At 48.4% G+C, this 18829-nt stretch carries 13 protein-coding genes; 3 read left to right on the top strand and 10 right to left on the bottom strand.

Features of this window, described 5'->3' with window-relative positions; all coding sequences use genetic code 11:
* Positions 1-50 precede the first annotated feature (50 nt).
* From AC1DFM_RS20875 to AC1DFM_RS20840, 8 genes are all read right to left on the bottom strand, one after another.
* The gene (locus AC1DFM_RS20875; RefSeq protein WP_477078691.1) at positions 51-812 is read right to left on the bottom strand and encodes a 3-keto-disaccharide hydrolase; all 762 of its coding nucleotides are present in this window, start codon (positions 810-812) and stop codon (positions 51-53) included.
* Between the two features lie 75 nt (positions 813-887).
* Positions 888-2039, bottom strand: a complete 1152-nt coding sequence (locus tag AC1DFM_RS20870) for a Gfo/Idh/MocA family protein (RefSeq protein WP_477078690.1) — start codon at positions 2037-2039, stop codon at positions 888-890.
* A 28-nt stretch (positions 2040-2067) separates the two neighbouring features.
* Complete coding sequence (locus tag AC1DFM_RS20865) at positions 2068-3108, bottom strand: sugar phosphate isomerase/epimerase family protein (RefSeq protein ID WP_477078689.1); 1041 nt, start codon at positions 3106-3108, stop codon at positions 2068-2070.
* A 23-nt stretch (positions 3109-3131) separates the two neighbouring features.
* On the bottom strand, positions 3132-4331 hold the full coding sequence (locus AC1DFM_RS20860; protein ID WP_477078688.1) for a hypothetical protein: 1200 nt from the start codon (positions 4329-4331) through the stop codon (positions 3132-3134).
* 109 nt (positions 4332-4440) lie between these two features.
* The gene (locus AC1DFM_RS20855) at positions 4441-5466 is read right to left on the bottom strand and encodes an aldose 1-epimerase family protein (RefSeq protein WP_477078687.1); all 1026 of its coding nucleotides are present in this window, start codon (positions 5464-5466) and stop codon (positions 4441-4443) included.
* Positions 5467-5492: 26 nt separating this feature from the next.
* Positions 5493-8192, bottom strand: coding sequence for a c-type cytochrome (locus AC1DFM_RS20850; protein ID WP_477078686.1), 2700 nt, complete (start codon positions 8190-8192; stop codon positions 5493-5495).
* 100 nt (positions 8193-8292) lie between these two features.
* The gene (locus AC1DFM_RS20845; RefSeq protein ID WP_477078685.1) at positions 8293-9774 is read right to left on the bottom strand and encodes a RagB/SusD family nutrient uptake outer membrane protein; all 1482 of its coding nucleotides are present in this window, start codon (positions 9772-9774) and stop codon (positions 8293-8295) included.
* Positions 9775-9798: 24 nt separating this feature from the next.
* Entirely contained in the window at positions 9799-12918 is a 3120-nt protein-coding gene (locus tag AC1DFM_RS20840) for a SusC/RagA family TonB-linked outer membrane protein (protein WP_477078684.1), read from the bottom strand.
* 234 nt (positions 12919-13152) lie between these two features.
* Here AC1DFM_RS20840 and AC1DFM_RS20835 point away from each other — a divergent pair, with 234 nt between their 5' ends.
* Entirely contained in the window at positions 13153-13866 is a 714-nt protein-coding gene (locus AC1DFM_RS20835; protein WP_477078683.1) for an SGNH/GDSL hydrolase family protein, read from the top strand.
* Positions 13867-14886: a serine hydrolase domain-containing protein gene (locus AC1DFM_RS20830; RefSeq protein ID WP_477078682.1), complete on the top strand. Its 1020-nt coding sequence runs from the start codon at positions 13867-13869 to the stop codon at positions 14884-14886. It begins immediately after the preceding gene.
* 231 nt (positions 14887-15117) lie between these two features.
* On the opposite strand, the gene AC1DFM_RS20825 is transcribed toward AC1DFM_RS20830, so the two are convergent.
* Positions 15118-15633 (bottom strand): hypothetical protein, encoded by a 516-nt coding sequence (locus AC1DFM_RS20825; protein ID WP_477078681.1) that lies wholly within the window; start codon positions 15631-15633, stop codon positions 15118-15120.
* Positions 15634-15773: 140 nt separating this feature from the next.
* Between AC1DFM_RS20825 and AC1DFM_RS20820 the strand changes: the two genes are divergently transcribed.
* Positions 15774-16292 carry an exonuclease gene (locus AC1DFM_RS20820; RefSeq protein WP_477078680.1) on the top strand — a complete coding sequence of 173 codons (519 nt, stop codon included), beginning with the start codon at positions 15774-15776 and terminating at the stop codon, positions 16290-16292.
* Between the two features lie 39 nt (positions 16293-16331).
* On the opposite strand, the gene AC1DFM_RS20815 is transcribed toward AC1DFM_RS20820, so the two are convergent.
* Positions 16332-18686: an ABC transporter permease gene (locus AC1DFM_RS20815; RefSeq protein ID WP_477078679.1), complete on the bottom strand. Its 2355-nt coding sequence runs from the start codon at positions 18684-18686 to the stop codon at positions 16332-16334.
* Positions 18687-18829 lie beyond the last annotated feature (143 nt).

The raw sequence follows: 18829 nt of genomic DNA, 5'->3' as shown, positions 1-18829 counted from the left end.
TTTGATACCTCTAATATAATAAAAAAGAGCGGAGGTGATCCGCTCTTTTACTACAAACGTTTCAGCATAATGTGCCGGTATTCCACCTTCATAGGTGGCCCTACGTGCACCTGTACGCCAAGCAAACCTTTGCTTTTGCCGTTTACTTTATCGTTGTCAACTACTTCACTCATCAGCACATCGTTGATGTAGTGTTGCAGGTGATTGCCTCTGACTATCAGGTGGCATTTATTCCAGTCTTCACTTTTGATCAGTGTTTGGAGAGAATCGGAGCTGCCGAGGGAGCCGGTTACAATAGCGGCTGACCAGGCATTGTTTTTCACGCCATCCTGCAGAGAGGTAGTCGGCGTAGGAATCGTGGTTTTTTGTCCGCGATAGGCCAGGGTGGTGCGTCCGCGTTCCTCATAGTTTTGACCGGTGTAGTGGTTGGCGCCATCAATATCGGCCTGATAGCCTTTCAGTGCATGGGGTACATTTTCTACCATCACGCTGCGATAGTTGATGCCGCTGTTGCCGCCGCTGGTGATCCTGAACTCACAGGTGAGTTCAAAGTTCGCCGGCTGCCCGCCTTGCCAGATAAGGAATGTGTTGGTTTTTAGCAGGGTAGTGGGCGTTACTTCACCTACCAGGTTACCGTTCTCCGCGCGCCAGTGAACGCCATCGCCTTCCCAGCCCTTTAATGTTTTGCCATCAAAGATTTCCACGAAACCGCTGACGTTGCCCATGCTGTTGCCGGTTTGACAGCCGCTGGTGGTGCACAGCACAGACGCTGCCACCAATGAAATAAACAGGGAACCCGATCTTTTCAGCATAAATAATATTTTAAAAGTGTTTGTTTTTCGTATATCCTCCGGAGATAGATACCTGCGTGTGTACGTTTCCGATAGTTATGCTACGCCGGTGTTTTTCCAGGTGCCGCTGCTGGCAGAATCCAATACTGCCTGACAAACCTTTTGTGTTTCCAGTGCTTCTCTGAAAGTCGGGGAGCAGGGCGCACCGGTTTCCAGGCTTTGCAGGAAGTCGGCTACCTGGTGTACAAAGGAATGTTCATAGCCGATACCCAGACCCGGTACCCACCATTTGTCCATATAAGGCTGATCGCCGTCGGTTACATGAATGGAGCGCCATCCGCGCACCGTAGATGCGTCTGCGTTATCGAAGTATTCCAGCCGGTTTAAATCGTGCAGATCCCAGCGGATAGAAGCGTGCTCACCATTGATTTCGAATGTATATAATGCTTTATGTCCGCGTGCATAACGGGTTGATTCAAAGAGTCCAAGTGAACCGTTGTTAAAGCGGCACAGGAAGGAGCAGGCATCGTCGATATGTACTTTTTCCACTTTGCCGGTGAGTTGGTGCATGCGTTCTTTCACAAACGTTTCCGTCATGGCCGTAACGGTGTTAATACCACCATTCAGCCATAAGGCAGTGTCTATACAGTGGGAGAGCAGATCGCCCACCACACCGGAACCGGCAACATCGGCATCCATGCGCCAGAGACCTTCGCCGCCTTGTGGCAGGGCGGCGTTGATGGTCCAGTCCTGCAGGAAGTTGGCGCGGTAGTGAAAGATACGTCCCAGTTTGCCGGAGTCAATGATCTGCTTAGCGAGGGTGACGGCGGGCAGGCGGCGGTAGTTGTACCAAACGGTATTAGGCACACCGGCTTTTTCAATCGCTGTTACCATGCCCTCTGATTCCGCCAGGGTTCTGGCCAGCGGCTTCTCACAAAGGATCATTTTCCCGGCCGCTGCGGCGGCAATGGCAATTTCCGCGTGCATATCATTGGGCGTACAAATATCTACGGCATCAATATCTTCCCGGGCGATGAGTGTTTTCCAGTCGGTTTCTACAGATTCATAGCCCCATTGTGCTGCGAAGGTGCGGGCTTTGCTTTCCGTGCGGGAGCATACGGCTTTCAGCACCGGTACATAAGCCAGCTGCGGAAAGAAATTTTTCACCCGCAGATAACCGTTGGAATGTGTTCTGCCCATAAAGCCACAGCCAATTAATCCTATCCTCAATGCTTTCTTTTGTGTCATAGTTTGTCTGAAATTAGGTGTTGAAGATCTATTCCTGCCAGCCGTGTAAGGTGCGTACTTCTATCATAGCGGCGAGTATGTCATTCCAGGTTTTTGCCTGGGTCATCACAGCATTCGGGAACATACAGCCATCCCAGCAAATATGCCTGAAAGCCTTAGTGAGGGCGTCGTTGCTGTCACGCAGCCAGTAGCCGGCATCTACCGCAATATTCAGTTTGCCGTTGGGATCACTGGCCAGGCAATGCCGGCCGGTTTTATCATGCGATCCGCTGCCATGCACGGTACCGTCGTTTTGTGCTACGTGGAAGTCGATCGTCCATGGGCGCAGTGCATCGGTGAGTGTACGCAATCCCGCCGCCAGGGCGTCGCGGTCTTTCCAGTCGAAATTAGCGGGAAGTATGCGGTCCTGCGGGCTATTGTATCCCAGCAGGTACAGGAAGGTGTGCGACATATCCGCCTGAAACCCAATATTAGGGCGGTTCACAGCGGATAACGTATCTACCATAGCCTTCCAGCTATGCATGCCACCCCAGCAGATTTCTCCCTCTGCGGCGAGTTTTTCGCCGTAGTCGGCCGCTACGTCACAGGCCTCGCGGAACGTTTGTGCAATCAGTTGGGTATTCGCTGCAGGGTCCTGCGACCAGCTTTCCGGTGTGCACGCGGAGTCAATACGCACCACGCCATTGGGCCGGATACCCAGTTCCCGTAGGCGTTTACCTACATGACAGGATTTGCGTACCTGCTCCACAAACCGGGCCCGCTCTTCCTGGCTGCCCATGGCGGAACCACCACTGGGAGGCCATATCGGCGCTACCAGGCTACCTATTTCCAAGCCATAAGCCGCTACTTTGTCTACCAGTCTTTTTAAATCATCATCCCTGCTATCTACTGGTACATGCGGATCAAATAGGCCGATATCAATGCCATCGAATTTTACGCCGTTTACTTCTGCTGCAGCCGTCATTTCCAGCAGGGTATCAAATGAGATGATCGGTTCTGCTCCATCTCCTTTGCCTACAATGCCCGGCCAGGTGGCATTGTGCAGTTTCGGATAATTATTTTCTTTCATAACGCAGTTTTAGATATCAGCAATTAAAGCACCAGGTCAGGGTTACCCGGACCAAAATGTTTCAACATCACAATGGGATCAGTGGCAGAAGTATTCACAATCGTAATACCCGCCGTAGCTGCTGCTTCGCTGATGAAAAACTCATCATTGGTCAGTTGACCATAACGAATCAGCGCCGGTGTTTCAATATCCCATACGCCCATTTTACCATGTCCCTGCATGACAATAATGCCGTAAGCCGCGCTGTCTTTGATGACTACGCTGGCGCCAGGGGCAATGGTCAGTTCTTTGGCACTGAAAGCGTCAGATTTATAACATACCCAATTTTCCGTGTATCCGGGACCGTTAGCAGCCAGCTTAGGTGGCATAAAGCGGTTCTGGAACTGGTTGGGATCTACGTTGAGCTCCCAGTCGATCACGTCCATCAGGGCGTCGTAGTCGCCAATGCTTTCTTTGGGGGTACCATTCCAGAGGAGTACTTCCGGCACAATGGCTTCGTTTACGAGCGACTGATACATCGCAAATACGTCGGATGCCTTTTGTGGTTCGTAGGTACACAGACTGCCGGGGGCATGTAATAAGCCCGGAGGTACGTCCCAGCCAGTGCCGGGTTCCAGCTTGTAAGCCTGGGAGTAGGCCGTGATTTTATTATCGCCCTTGGTGAAGTTCATGAGGCATTCCTTAATCTGTTCGCGGGTGGTGCCGGGAGCAATACCCATGAAGGTGTAAGGGAAGTCGCCGCCATGATTATTCAGCTGTGGCGGAAAGTAATAAGCTTCCGGTTTGCCGGCTTGTCCTATTAGCGCCGCTTTCTCGTCGTTATGATGAATATGATGCGGCAAGGGTCCCATGTTATCGAAGAACTTGGAATACATCGGCCAGGCGCCGTATTGGTCCCATAGCCTTTTTCCGATCACGCGATCTTTTAATTCGCTGATGGCATCTTTTAATAAAAATTGCTGGGTAGTGTTACCATCACTCAGTACCACCATGCTTAAACCCTCATTTTCGCCTGTTAGAGGCCCGTTCTTTGCCGGCGTGGTGGATGACAGCCAACGTTCGTCGATACCGCCTCTTTCGCCTCCCAAAACGTAATAATCGTCCGGGTGTAATTTGATCCTTCGCCCTGGTACGCAAAATGATCTGGGTACCCAGGTCGGCGCCAGTCGGAGAATCCCTTGTCCCTGTTCGAGTGCTTTTTCAGCTAAGCTTAATTTTTCCATGGGTTTATAATTTAATTTTTAAGCTGTTAGCAGTTAGCTTTTAGCTTTTAGCAAATGCAGCGGATATAAGCATACTCTGGTCTCCGCTGCATTTGCTAAAAGCTAAAAGCTAACTGCTAACAGCTATTTGTAGTTCATAATGTCTGGCCTCACCGGGTTGCAGCGTAATCAGTGTTCCTTCCCGCCGGGCTTTCGCCTGACCGGTAGGAGGATGGGTTCCAGGTTCGAGCCCCATCACATACTCGCCCTTGCCCCAGTGTTGCCAGTTGGTCAGCACCGGCAGCTGTGTTTTTTTGAAACGTAAGGAGAGTGCCAGTGGCAGCGCAGCATTGTGAACGCCGCAGGTACACCATCCGTCGGCATCTGCTACCGGATGAATGATTGCGGCTTCTTCGCCACTGCCGGCATGGCTGTCCGTCGGTGCGGCACATTTTTTATAAGGATGGCCTTCCCGGAAGATGTGGTCCGGATTACCTTCCCGGGAAGTCCAGTCGCCTTCCCAGCAGATATCTGCCCCTTCATCTACCAGTGGCCATCCCAGGTTGAAATGATACAGCAGCATATGGGGCGCGGGTACATTGCCTTTATTAATCACTTCATCATGTACGCGTATACCTGCCTGACCAAGTGTACTGGAAATGGTACGTTTCAATACCAGCTGCGGTCCCAGCACCTGTACCTGTTGCATGATACCGGTAATGCTCATCTCCATTTGTCCGTTCACTGGGTCCGGTTGAATGATGGAAATGATTTCCGCCGGCGTATTACTGATAGGACCATGCAGCCCGCGATCCCCGTATTCGTCGGACTCAGGACCGCCTACATGGGAGAGCCCGCAGGTAGTCATCAATCCACCGCCAAAGGTTTGGAGCCAGTCCAAACCTTTGTCAGTGATACGTTGTGGTGCGGTAACGCCACTATGGCTAATCCACGCCAGGCTATGCTGATTGAAAAATGCATCGGCAATATCCATGGCACGGTCAATCACTACTTTGTATCGCAACCCTGCACCGGTATTGATCCAGGCAATGCGGGTACCCCTGCCGGGGCCGTTGTCCAGCACCGCTGTTTCTATACCGCCCAGTTGTAAGTGATGCGATATCTTGTGTTGCCATCCGGGTGTTTGTGTAGTCATCCGCGCTGGATTTATCTTTCAAAAAATTATTTACTACCCAGTTGCTTTGAAGGCAGAAAAACAGAATCCTTATTATTACCACCGGATTTCAGGTAGGCCACCAGGTCCCTCAGTTCTTCTTCATTCAGGCGGTTAATCAGCCCTGGCAACATCACTGATACGGTAGATGTTTTGGTGCCAGCAACTTCTTTTTTCAGCAACTCGCGATGGTCCTGTGGTGCAAACGGATTCTGTGAAATGATGTATTTGTCTTTGTCCTGGCTCACCAACCGGCCTAATACAGAACCGCCATTTTTCAGGGAAAACACGGTGGCAGCATACTGATCAGAAATGGTTTTACTTGGGTCGATGATAGCTTCCAGGATGTCTTTAGTGGAAAAGCGTGTACCCAGTTGCGTTAGATCCGGACCAGCTACACCGCCTTCTCCGCGCATACCATGACAGGAACTACACAGCACCGTATTAAACATGGCTTTGCCCTGTTCGAAATTCCGGTTCGTTAATCCACTGTCTACTACTTTCACGGCTTCGTCCAGTTTCCAGTTTCTGCCAGGTCCTTTCGGTTGTGCATAGCCTTGTGCCAGGCCACCACCGTTGTTCACCAGTGAATCACCGGATAGCAGGTTGAAATGAGCGAACTCTTTCTTCGGTACATTCGCCAGTGCATTTTTACGTGCCGTATTGATGAAGCCAATGAAGCTATGCCCACCTTTAAAAGTAAAGGCATGATAGAACCACTGGAAGTACTGTTCCTGCAAAGCAGGCGTCCAGCCATTTTTAGCCTGACTCAGCACGGTGGCATACCAGGTTTGCTGCAGTGGCGGCATTTTGGAGAGCATGCCGGCAATGTCCAGTCCATATTGCGGGTTACGCAGAATCAGGTCGGAAGATTGCATCGCAGTTTTCTGCGCGGCGGTATCATCTTTCGCAGTGGCCAGTAATGCCATGGTTTTTTCTACGGATTTAGGCGCATCGAGGTATACCAGTACTTTACTCAGCGAACGGTTAAGATCATTGCTGCTGGCTGGATACTGTGGATCGAGGTAAGCGGCTACCTGTGCAGAAAGTGCTGCGTCAGGTTTGCCCATGCGTACAAATACCAGTTCAAAAGCGCGCAGCAGATCAATTTGCTGAGCAGGTGATAACTGGGCATAGTTGATGGTCATGAGTTGTGGTAAGAGTAATTTTTTTACATCTTCCTTACTCTGACGAGCCAACGCAATGGCGCCCTGTATCAATGTTTCAGGATCTTTTTCCTGTAATACTTTATTCTGCCACTGGCTCACCGGTTGATTTTCTACCGCTATTCTGGCCGCAAAGCGGATGAAGCGATCACTGTTTTTCAGATAAGGCCACGCGAAATCAACTGCGCCGGGCTTAGCACCACCATGATAGGCTTCCAGCTGTTTGCGGGTGTTGGCGCCATCTGTAGGGGTAGTAGCAGCCAGCGGTTCGTTACTTTCCTTATTGTCTTTATAATATACGCGGTATAAATCAGATTCAAGTCGGCGGCCACCGGTCAGGAAATACAGCGCACCATCAGGACCAATGACACCATCGGTCAGCGGCAGCGGAGAACCAGACAGGAACTCTTCTGCACTGGCTTTGTAAGAAGCACCTTCTGGTTGCAGATGAATGGCGTAGATAATGCCGAAGCTCCAGTCAAAAGCAAACAATGATTTGCGGTACTTCTCCGGGAAACGTGCTTTGCCGCCATAGATCAGGTTTGTAGGGGAACCCTGACCAATGTTCAACAACGGTGGTAAGTTGTCCGGATAGGCAGGCGACCATTTTTCGGTGCCCGGGCGCCAGCCGTATTCACTGCCGCTGGTAACCTGGCAGATACGGGTAGGGCGGTACCAGGGCGTACCAAAATCCCATTCCATGTCGGAATCATAGGTAAACATATCGCCCTGGTCGTTGAAAGTAAGATCAAAAGGATTACGATAGCCGGAGCTGATCAGTTCCCAGTTGCTACCCGTAGAATCGATGTGCGCAATCCAGCCACCATGTGTGTTGACCACGTTATCGTGACCATTAGGGTCCTTGATAAAAGGAAGCACGTTATCAATGTTAACTGACAGCGGCACCTTATAGTTATTCATCTCCGGAATCTTAGTAAAATTCCCGGCAATCACATATATAGACTTCCCATCAGGCGCCAGTACAATGCTGTGTGGACCGTGTTCGCCTTCACCATCCAATGCTTTGAGCATCGTGATTTTGTCGAACTGATCATCGCCATCGGTATCCTGTAAGCGATACAATCCGCTGCCTTTGTTGAACCGGTCGTCACTGTTGTGGTTCACCATTACATACAAACTGTTAAACGCGTACAGCAATCCCTGAGCATATCCCATAGATACTTTCTGGGTAGACGTATCGTTGCCGATGTTCAGTTTTTCAATTTTCAGTTTAGACGAATCTTCTCCTACAGCGGGCAGCTGCAACCGGTAGAGGTAGCCGTATTGATCAGATACAATCATTCGGCCTTTGTTGTCGAAAGTCATGGATACCCAGGAGCCCTGCTTGTTATCGCCGGGGCTGTATAGCCGCTCTGCTTTAAAATTATCAGGTAATTTCAAGGCATCGATTTTCGGATTTCCTGTTTTGTGTTCCTTGTCTTTTGACGTTGAGTCGTTTCCGTTATTGCAGGCTACCGCTGTTACGAGAACGGTCGTAATAAGCGCTAGCAGCCTGAATGGTTTTTTTCTTAACGTGGTCATAATATATGCTTGTATAAGTTTCCTGAGATGATACTATACGTGGACGGTTGACTATAGCTGTAGTAATATAGCAAACGTTTCCCCTTTTTTCTACTTTTTTTTACCAACCGGTATTTTGATCAAATCCATTCAATCTAATCTCTCTTTCAGGAATCKGATATAATAACTGGAACGGCTGTATGTTGTACGAAGCCGGGCTAAGCCTGGTCAGGCGCTTTTTCTCTTCGGCGCCGTGTGCGGCCATCACGGTTACTGCTTTGCCAGTGCGTAACAGTTGGTACCAGCGCTGATCTTCAAAGGCCAGTTCCACCCGTTGTTCATGAAATACCGTATCTCTGAAAGCGGTTTGGCTCAAAGCAGGCACCGGATCGAGTCCTGCACGTACCCGTACCGGGTTGATATAGGGCAGGGGATCACCGGTACCGGTTTCATTGATGGCCTCAGCCAGCATCAGCAGCACCTGAGAGTAGCGGTATACCGGCCAGTTTTCATTGGCACGGCCATCCAGTGCATATGGAGGATGGTAAAACTTTTTGATGAACGGTAACTTACCGCCGAAAGCCACTGATTCGGCAAAGGCGGCGTTGGTAGGACTGTCGTACATGGCAATGGACGCATCTTTTCTCTTATCCTTTGCTTCATATGCATTCACAATGCTGGGAGTAGGAATATTGTTACCACCCAGGTTACCATTGAAACCGGTGAGATCTTTTTTACCGTTACGCGGACCAAATACAAAAATGAAGTTGCTGCTTTCTGTTTCCAGTCCGGAATTAAACTGTACTGAAAAAATGGACTCCGAATTATTCTTCTTCGCAGGATCAAAATTATCTGCATAGCTAGGGACCAGCGAGTAATTCAGGGCTACTACCTGTTGCAGGGTAGTCACTGCTTTCGGATAATCTTTCATGGTCATATACACATCGCCGAGCAAGGTCAGCGCCGCGCCTTTGGTGGCTCTGCCTATGTCTGCGCCAGTATAGGATGCTGGCAGGTTGGCTGCAGCATCAGTGGCATCTGCAATGATTTGCGCATACACTTCTGCTACGCTGGCTCTTTTAGGAGTGGAAGCCTGCTCCGGGCCTGCCACTTCCTTCACCAATAGGGGCACACCGCCGAAAAGACGCACCAGGTGAAAGTAGTACAGGGCCCGGAGAAACTTGGCCTCGCCGGTATATTGTTTTTTAGTGGCCTCACTTGCGAAAGTGACGGCATCGATGCGGGTCAGAATAACATTGGATTGCTGTATGTTCCGATATAGCTGCGCCCAGGTATTATTAATATAGTTGTTGCTGGTAGTGGTCAGAAACTCATCAATTTCCTCCCGTTGCTGCGCACCACGGTCACTTTCATCATATTGATAGTTGGTGTTATCTGCTCTCATTTCAGTCATGGCCCAGTAGTCGCTGAGATATAAATCCTGTAACACGCCATAGCAGCCGTTTACCGCGCGCAATACCTGGCCCTCGTTGGTATAATAATTTGAACCGCTGGAAAACGAATTCGGTTTCACATCCAGCATCTGGTTACATCCATTCAGTGCAATCGCTAAAAGCGCGATAAAAGATATTTTTGTTTTCATGTTGCTATACTTTTAGGAACTGAATTAAAAGGAGAGGTTGGCACCCAGTGTATAAATTCTTGGAACCGGATAACTGGAGTAGTCGATACCCGGTACCAGCGCACCGCTACCGCCTTTACCCAGGTAGTTGGTTACTTCCGGATTGCCACTGTAGTGGGTGAACAGAATGGCATTCTGCACACTCAGGTAAACCCTGGCACTCTGTACAAATCCAAATTTTGGCAGGCTATAACCGAGGGTAATATTTTTCACCCAGGCATAGTTGTTTTTTTCTACTGTCAGTGAACTTACATCTCTGTACATTACCCTGCCACGGCCGGAACCATTGGTAGTAGGCACTTTTCCGTTACCGGGATTGGATTCAGACCTCCACCTGTTAGCTACATCTTTTCTTACGTTAAATACGCCATCGATGTTACCGTTGTAGTCGTTGGTGGCATGTAAACGGTCAGCTCCCTGAGAGCCTACCACCAGTACACGGAGGTCGAATTTTTTGTAGTTCAGGATGTTGGTTAAGCCCCAGTTGAAGTCGGGATAAGGATTGCCGATGATGGCGAAATCTTCCCGCGGATTAATGACGCCATTGCCATTGATATCTTTAAAACGGATATTTCCCGGGATAGCGCCTGGAAAGGCAGGGCCTTTATCTACTTCTGCCTGATTTTGATAGATGCCATCAAATACATATCCGTACAGCATCGCGAGTGGTTTGCCTACCATACTTACGTTGGTAGGATTGCCTTCGCTGGAGTTACCGGAGTAAATAGGTGCATTGTCTTTGCCTAATGCCAGCACTTTATTGCGGTTGAAGGAGATGTTGAAGTTGGTGGTCCAGGTGAGTRATTTGGTTTCGATATTGCGGGAGGAGATACCAATTTCCAGCCCCTTGTTTTCCATATCCCCCTTGTTTTCAGTAACGGTAGAGAAGCCGCTCGACTGTGGTACTTCTACGTTTAACAGCAGTTGTTGGGTATTGCGTTTGTAGGCGTCAATGGTCAGGTAAACACGGTCTTTCCACAATCCAACGTCAACGCCTATATTCAATTCACGCATTTTTTCCCAGCCCAGGTTCGGGTTGCCGAGGGTGTTCATTACACGGCCACCGGCGAGGGCGCCGCCTAATACATAATCACTGGTGCCGATGTTACTCATGTAAGAGTAGTTGCCGATGTTGAAGTTACCAGAGAAACCATAGGAAACTCTTAGTTTCAGATCGCTGAAAATGCGGGACGACTTCATGAAATCTTCCTGCGAAACACGCCATCCTAAAGCCACAGAAGGGAAGGTGCCCCAGCGGTTATCAGGCCCAAAGCGGGACGATCCATCACTTCTCACGGTGGCGGTGGCGAGGTATTTGTCTTTATATGCATAGTTGATCCTGGCGAGATAAGACAGTAACGCCCATTCGGTTTTATCAGTACCGCCGGTGATGGTAGCTGCGGCGTTTAATGTTTTGATATCATCGTCAGGATAGTTGGCGCCATTGAAGCCACCATATTGTTCTTTTTGTGATTGTACGCTATAGCCGAGTAACCCGGTGAAGGCATGACCATTGTTGGTGTTATACTGATAGGTTAAAGTATTTTCGTTTAGCCAGTTCAGGTAGTTACCGCTGTTGTAGCCACCAGAAGGAATGGTAGGGGGTGCTACGTTGGTGCCGCCGATCGTAGAAGGCAGGAAATATTCTCCGGAACCTTCCTGGTAGTCTACGTTAAAGGTAGATTTAAACTTCAGGTTTTTAATAATTTCATATTCGCCGTAGGTGTTGAACAAAATACGGGTGCTCTTGGAGCGGTTAATGACCTCATTGAGGAACATCACCGGATTAGGCAAACCGAAAGTACCCGGACTCTGGATATAGGCATTGTAACTGCCATCTGGTTTGTAAATCGGCTCAATAGGACTGGCGATACCGAAGTAGTTGCCTCTGCCTTCCCCGTTGGTATTGCCTTTGCGGGTGGTATAAGAGGGCGCGATGTTAAAACCGATTTTCAACCGGTCAGAAAGGTTGGCATCTACATTAGCTCTGACAGAAAATCTTTTGTACCCGGAGTTGATCACTACACCATCCTGGTTGTAGTATCCGGCAGAAATATAGGTTCTTATTTTCTCTGTACCGCCGCTTACACTAAGGTTGATGTCCTGCATAGGAGCCACGCGGGTAATGGCATTGAACCAGTTKGTACCTTCGCCGATCAGTTCAGGGTGACGATAAATTTCCGGAATATCCGCATCGGTAGGTTCACGGTGTTCAGTGAAGCGGATGTTGTCTTCAATCGCTTCTTTTCTGAATTGTGCAAATTCCTGTCCGTTCATCAGGTTAGGCCGGCCTTTTTGCGGAATTTGCTGGAGGCCATAGTTGGCGGAGAGTTGCACGGTGGGAATACCGGAGCTACCACGTTTGGTGGTAATAAGTACTACACCATTTGCACCTCTGGAACCATAGATCGCCGTGGCAGATGCATCTTTCAATACCGCCATAGACTCTATGTCCTGTGGATTAATGGCATTCATCGGATCAGATATCTGATCAGAAGATGAGGCCAGTGGATAACCATCTACTACATACAGGGGCTGGCTGCCGGCGCCTACAGCACCAATGCCACGCACCTGTACCTGTGGGCCACCACCGGGAATACCGTTGGAGGTGCTTACCTGGATACCGGCAATCTGCCCGGCCAGGGCCTGATCAGGACCTGCTATCGGCATGTCTTTCACATTTTTCATGGCAACAATACCCACAGAACCCGTAACATCTTTCTTTTGTTGGGTACCATAACCCACTACTACTACCTGGTTGAGTACTTTGTTGCTGGATTCCAGCTGTGTACTGATTTTGGTACGATTACCCACATGCAGGGTTTTGGAAACGTACCCGATAAAACTAAAAACAAGTGAATCAGCAGTGCCGGCAGCAATGGTGTATCTGCCATTGGCGTCACTAAAAGTACCCTTGCTGCTGCCCTTAACCCCAACGGTAACGCTGGGAAGAGGAGCGCCGGTACCTGCATCAGTTATTTGTCCGGTGACGCTATTTTTTTCCTGCGCAAAGCCTGGCAGGCAAAAGAATAGTAATAAAAACGTGACGCCATAACGTGCCATAACGGTGTATCCTTTACGACAAAGGATGTAGACTTTAATCATAACAAGTGGAATTAGGTGTGATGAAACGGCGATGCTTAACGGAAATAAATTTAGGCGAAGTATCATAGATTCCTGTCCTGTTGCGTCCTGTACTGTCCTGCACTGTCCTGTTTTATGGCCGCCGACCCTTGACAGTACACCTTTAAAAATTGATGGTTGGTAATGCCAGAAAAAAAGCGTTATTTTTCTGGCGCATTTAACTGCTAACCGCGTTATAAAATCTGATAGATGAAAATGAAAAAATTAAGTTGGCCATTAATGGTATTGTTTGCCCTGCTGGGTACCGCTGCTTTTGCACAGGATAAAGACTCGGAACTGATGAAGCAGGATTGGGCCTGCCTGAAATGTTTTCAGGAAGATAACGCTAAAGTGGAGGCTCCGAAAGCCGGCGAGCAGCGGGTCGTTTTCATGGGCAACTCTATTACTATCGGCTGGGGAAATCTGAACCCGGAGTTCTTTACCGGCAAACCTTATATCAACAGAGGCATCAGCGGTCAAACTACACCACAGATGCTGATTCGTTTCCGACCCGATGTAATTGAACTGCATCCTAAAGTGGTAGTGATCCTGGCGGGTACCAATGATATCGCAGGAAACACCGGCTATACGCCTGTTCCCACCATCTTTGGCAACATCGTATCTATGGCGGAACTGGCAAAAGCCAATGGCATAAGAGTAGTGTTGTCGTCTGTACTGCCTGCATATGATTATCCATGGCGCAAAGGACTGGACCCAGTTACTAAAATTGCGCAACTGAATCAGCTGATTAAAGAATATGCTGCGAAAAATGGTTGCGTATACCTCGACTACTACAGCGCGATGGCAGATGAACAAAAAGGATTGAAAAAAGAATTGACCTATGATGGGGTGCATCCTAACAAGGAAGGTTATCTCGTGATGGGCCCACTGGCAGAAAAAGCCATTGCTACCGCTTTAAAAAAGAAATAAGTGATACAGCTGAGGAGATTATTTACCGGATTACTAGTGTTGGCTGGCGGCTGCGCCGTAGCCCAGCAAAGCCTTCCCGTCCGCCTGGATTCATTGCTGGCCGCTAAAAATGTGCGGGAGTTCAGCGGCGTGGTGTTGATTAAACAAAATGGCAAAACGCTATATGCCAAAACGATGGGATATGCTAACCGGGAGACAAAGGAACCAGTGACCATGGATAGCCGTTTTGTTATTATGTCTGTGTCCAAGCAAATCACGGCAGTGCTGGTATTAAAGGAGGTAGAAAAAGGAAATATTCAGCTGCAAAAAACGCTGCGTACTTATCTGCCTGCTATAAAAGACGCCTGGGCCGATAGCGTGACCATCCATCAGCTCCTGAATCATACGGCAGGGGTGGTGTGGTACGACAAACCCCTGGCATTTACCCCCGGCGCTAAACTGGCCTATTCCAATTTTGGATATGTATTACTGGAATCTGTTCTGGAACATGTTACCGGCAAAGTATATGCGGTATTACTGAAAGACCTGTTTCAACAAAACAGCATGCCCAATTCCGGAGTGCCTCCGCGTATAAAACCGATGACCGGTTATGAGGAAAACCAAGAGGGGCAGCTACAGGCAAAGACGGAGCCCATCCCGGAAAGCTTACTGGGAGCGGGAGGAGTAGTATCTACCGCCCCGGACCTGGCCCGCTGGAATGAATGGTTGAACAGTGGCAAAATATTGAGTGATAGCATGTATAAGGCGATGACCACTGTTTATGCGCCCCGGCAGCATCCGGTAATAGGTGAAACGGGCGGAGGATACGGTTTGATGGTCAACGACAGCAAAACAGAAATTGGACATACCGGCTTTTTACCGGACCGCGGTTTTATTGGTATCAACTTTTATTATCCGGCTACCCGCAGCAGTATTGTGGTGTTGGAGAATATAGGACCGAATTCTTCTAATATGGACCGCGCTTATTATTTTGAAAAAAGGATCCATGAAATAGCGCTGCCCGTGGTAAGCGGGAAGTAATATATCATTCCACTGCAGCAATAAGTAATTTTTTTGTGGTAGTATTTTCTTTTCTGGATATTTTCCAGTAATTTCATTACTCACCAAAGAAAAGGAGGTATTCATGCAATCTACAGAATATTCATGGACACCTGCGATTAATTTAGTTTAATCAAAGGGGGGCTCCATAAAAGACTCTGTTAACGCTTTGGCGTTAAAGGCATCCTGGCAAAGCCGGGATGCCTTTTTCTTTTATGGAAGCAGCTGTCTGCATTCCTTTGCCTCTGCGGGTAGTATCTTGCCTGAATCGAGTTGGTCGTCTTCAAACCGGTTGTGGCCAGTGGATATCTCATCCAGCCATTTTCCATTCCTGAAGTAATAATAGCCCTGGAAGTTGCTTTCAAAGGCATTAGGGACGCGTTTCCCCGCTTCATTGTAATGGGGGCCGAAATACTCATTATAAACGTAAATAAGGGCATTATGATGATAGTAGTAAACAAATGTTTCCTTACCGTTTTTATCATGCCCCTTCAAAATCATTTTTACAAGGGTGCTGTCTTTGTAGTACCCTGTTAATTCCTTGGTCTTGCCATATGCAGGTAAACGGGATAAATCCCCGGTGGAAGCTACTTTCCGAAGAGAAGCATCTCCGTCAATCTGCTTGCATATTTTGGTAATCGGAATGGTGTTTTTATTAACTACCTGAGAATAGATCGTATTACAATAAAGCAGTGCACTCACCAATAACAATCCGAGGAAATATTTCATACCAGACTTTTGGAAAAGATAGTCTTTTTTGTAGCAAAGAAGAAGTGCTACTGCATTGATTTTGCAGATATGGAAAATATTATTATATCTTTGCGGCTGAAATAAAAATTTGTTTAACCCAAAAAAAACAAACCCATTTTATGGCTTTTATTATGGTGGACGTGGAAAGCGACGGACCTATTCCGGGCGACTACTCCATGATCTCATTTGGCGCTGTTCTCGTCAATGAACAGCTGAATCAGACCTTTTACGGTCAGTTGAAACCCATTTCCGATAAATTTATTCCGGAGGCATTGGGGGTATCCGGCCACACCCGGGAGGCAACGTTGCAGTTCGAAGATCCGGCAACCGTGATGCTGAATTTTAAAAACTGGATAGCTTCCGTAAGCAGGGACCGGCCTATGTTTATCAGCGACAACAACGGCTTCGACTGGATGTTTATCTGCTGGTACTTTCATCACTTCCTGGGCGAAAACCCTTTCGGATTCAGCTCTCAGAACCTGGGTAGCTTGTACAAAGGTATGATGAAAGACACCTTTACTACGTTTAAACATCTCCGGAAAACCCGGCATACCCATCATCCGGTAGACGATGCCAAAGGCAACGCCGAAGCATTGCTCACGATGAAAAAAGAAATGGGTCTGAAAGTGAAGTGGTAATCGCGGGCGGTGGAAAAGTCCACAACCCGCGCTTTATGGTTATCGTAAACTCTTTACAGGATTCGCCAACCCCGCTTTGATTGCCTGTGACGCAATGGTCACCCCTGCAATCACCACCGATATACTGATCGCTATCAGGAATGTACCACCCCCAATATGCGTTTGATAGGCAAAATTATCCAGCCAGTGATGCATCACCAACCACGCTACTGGTCCCGCTACACAAAAGGCTAACAGTATCAGTACAATAAATTCTTTGGCAAAAAGTCCGGTAATCTGGAATAAAGAAGCGCCCAATACTTTGCGGATGCCTACTTCCCGTTTGCGTTGCACCGCGGCAAAGGCCACCAGGCCGTACAGTCCAAGGCAACCAATCAGGATAGCCAATGCAGAAAACAGCTTGAAGGCGGTGTATAGTCGTTGCTCCTGTTTGTACAACCGTGCAATACGCTCGTCCAGGAAGTCGTATTGAAAAAGTTCATCGGTGAAAAGCGCTGACCAGGATTTATCAATGCGGGCCAGCGTGCCTGACATATCTTTGGAGGCCAGCTGTACACAGGCGGTGCTGAACCGGTCAGACCTGTATTGCAGTACACAAGGTCTGCTTTTCTTATACCGCGATTCACTCTGGAAATTTTGCACTACTCCTTTGATCATCACGGCGTCGTTGTTGATATAAAACGTTTTGCCAATCGCTTTTTCCGGTACCTGGATATGCAGTTTATGCAGCATGGTTTCGTTGATCAATACCTGGCGCAGCGTATCTCCTTCCAAACCTTTATGCAGCTTTTCCCCAGCCAATAGTTTGATGGAAAACAGGTCCAGGTATTTTTCATCTATGGCTTTTCTTTCGGTGACATCGTCTTTGATCAAACCTTCTGCCGGACAGGTAAATGCGGCATAGCTACTCCCACCTACCGGCGGACCGGAAGCAAAGCTGAGTTGCTTTACACCGGGATTGGCCAGCAATTGCGCTTCCAGCACATCCCGCTTGCTACCATCCGGAACGGGAAAAGAAATGATGGCATCTTTGTTAAAACCCAGGTCCTGGTTTTTCAGGAAATCCATCTGGTAACCAACAATGAGGGTGCCTGCAATTAATAGTTGAGAAATACCAAACTGGGTACCTACCAGTATTTTTCGAACACCTAATCCCTTTATACTTACACTGGTATTGCTTTTTAGGGAAGTGACCGGTTGGAAGGCGGATTGTATAAATGCAGGATAACCACCCGCTAATAGTATAACCGTTACCGTTATACCGGCGATAGTGAGTAAAAGTGATGGTTGCAATAAGCCGGAGGCATTCAGCTGAACACCGATCCAGGTGGCTACGACAGGAAGAAACAGGGTAGCCGCAGCAATGCCCAGCACCACTGCAAATATTACCAGCAAGGCCGTTTCAGACAGGAATTGCCAGATCAGTTGTCCGCGATGTGCCCCCAATACCTTGCGTACGCCCACTTCTTTGGCCCGGCGTATTGCCTGCACGGTAGCCATATTGATGAAATTGATACATGCAGTGAGGATAATAAAAAGCGCCACCATCAACAGGCCCCAGTAGGTGGCTTTGTTGGCGGTAGGAGCGGCGGGGCTTTCCTGGTAACGCTGGTCAAAGTGTATTTCTTTTAAGGGCTGTACCAACAAATTAGCGTCCGCCGCAATATCAGCGCCCCAGTTTTTCGTAATAAAGCCCTTCATCCTGCTTTGTAGCTGCGCAGCATTGTATTTTTCCGGTAGCAGCACATAAGTGCTGGCGCCTGAAATGTTATAGAAGTTGGCATTGGCCAGCATATCTTTCCGGATGGTTTCATATGAAACAAGAAATATAAACGGCTGGCTGCTATTGGCCGGAGGGTCTTTCACTACGCCAGTTACTTTCAGATTATGCTCATTGTCCAGGTTAATGATCTGCCCCATAGGATCATTATCGCCAAAATATTTCCTTGCTATACTGGCAGTAAGCACCACCTCATTAGGGTCAGATAGCGCTGTACGCGGATCACCTGCCAGCCAGGTGTTATCAAAGATCTGCAGGAAGGCGGCGTCCGCAAAAGCAAATCCCTTTTCGTTATACCGGGTATTGCCTGTTTTTACCAACCCGGTTCCCAGGTACCAGTATTGCGCTACCTGTTCCAGCTCCGGAAAGTCGTTGCGTAACGCAGGCGCTACCGCCACGGATACACTGGGATTATAATCCAGTGCATGCAGCGTTACCCGGTACGTACGATCTGCCTTTTTATAAAACCGGTCGTACCCCAGTTCATTCTTTACAATCAGGAATATCATCAGGCAGGCAGCAATACTCAGGGTAAGCCCCGCTACGTTTAACACCGTGTAACTGATATTTCGCCGGAGAATGCTATAGGCAGTTTTTAGATAGCTGATAAACATGGGCAACGGTTTGATGGAAGTGTACCTGGCCGCTAAAGCGGTGCCATTTGTTAACGTTATGATTTTCAGGAGATAGGGAAGTGGTATGTGGGGTTAAATGTTCGTTTTTGGAGGCGGGATGTTCGAAATCGAACATCCCGTAA

Source organism: Chitinophaga sp. 05T412 (assembly GCF_056396465.1).
The sequence above is the reverse complement of the archived record's forward strand: the minus strand, read 5'-3'. Positions and strand labels throughout refer to the sequence as shown.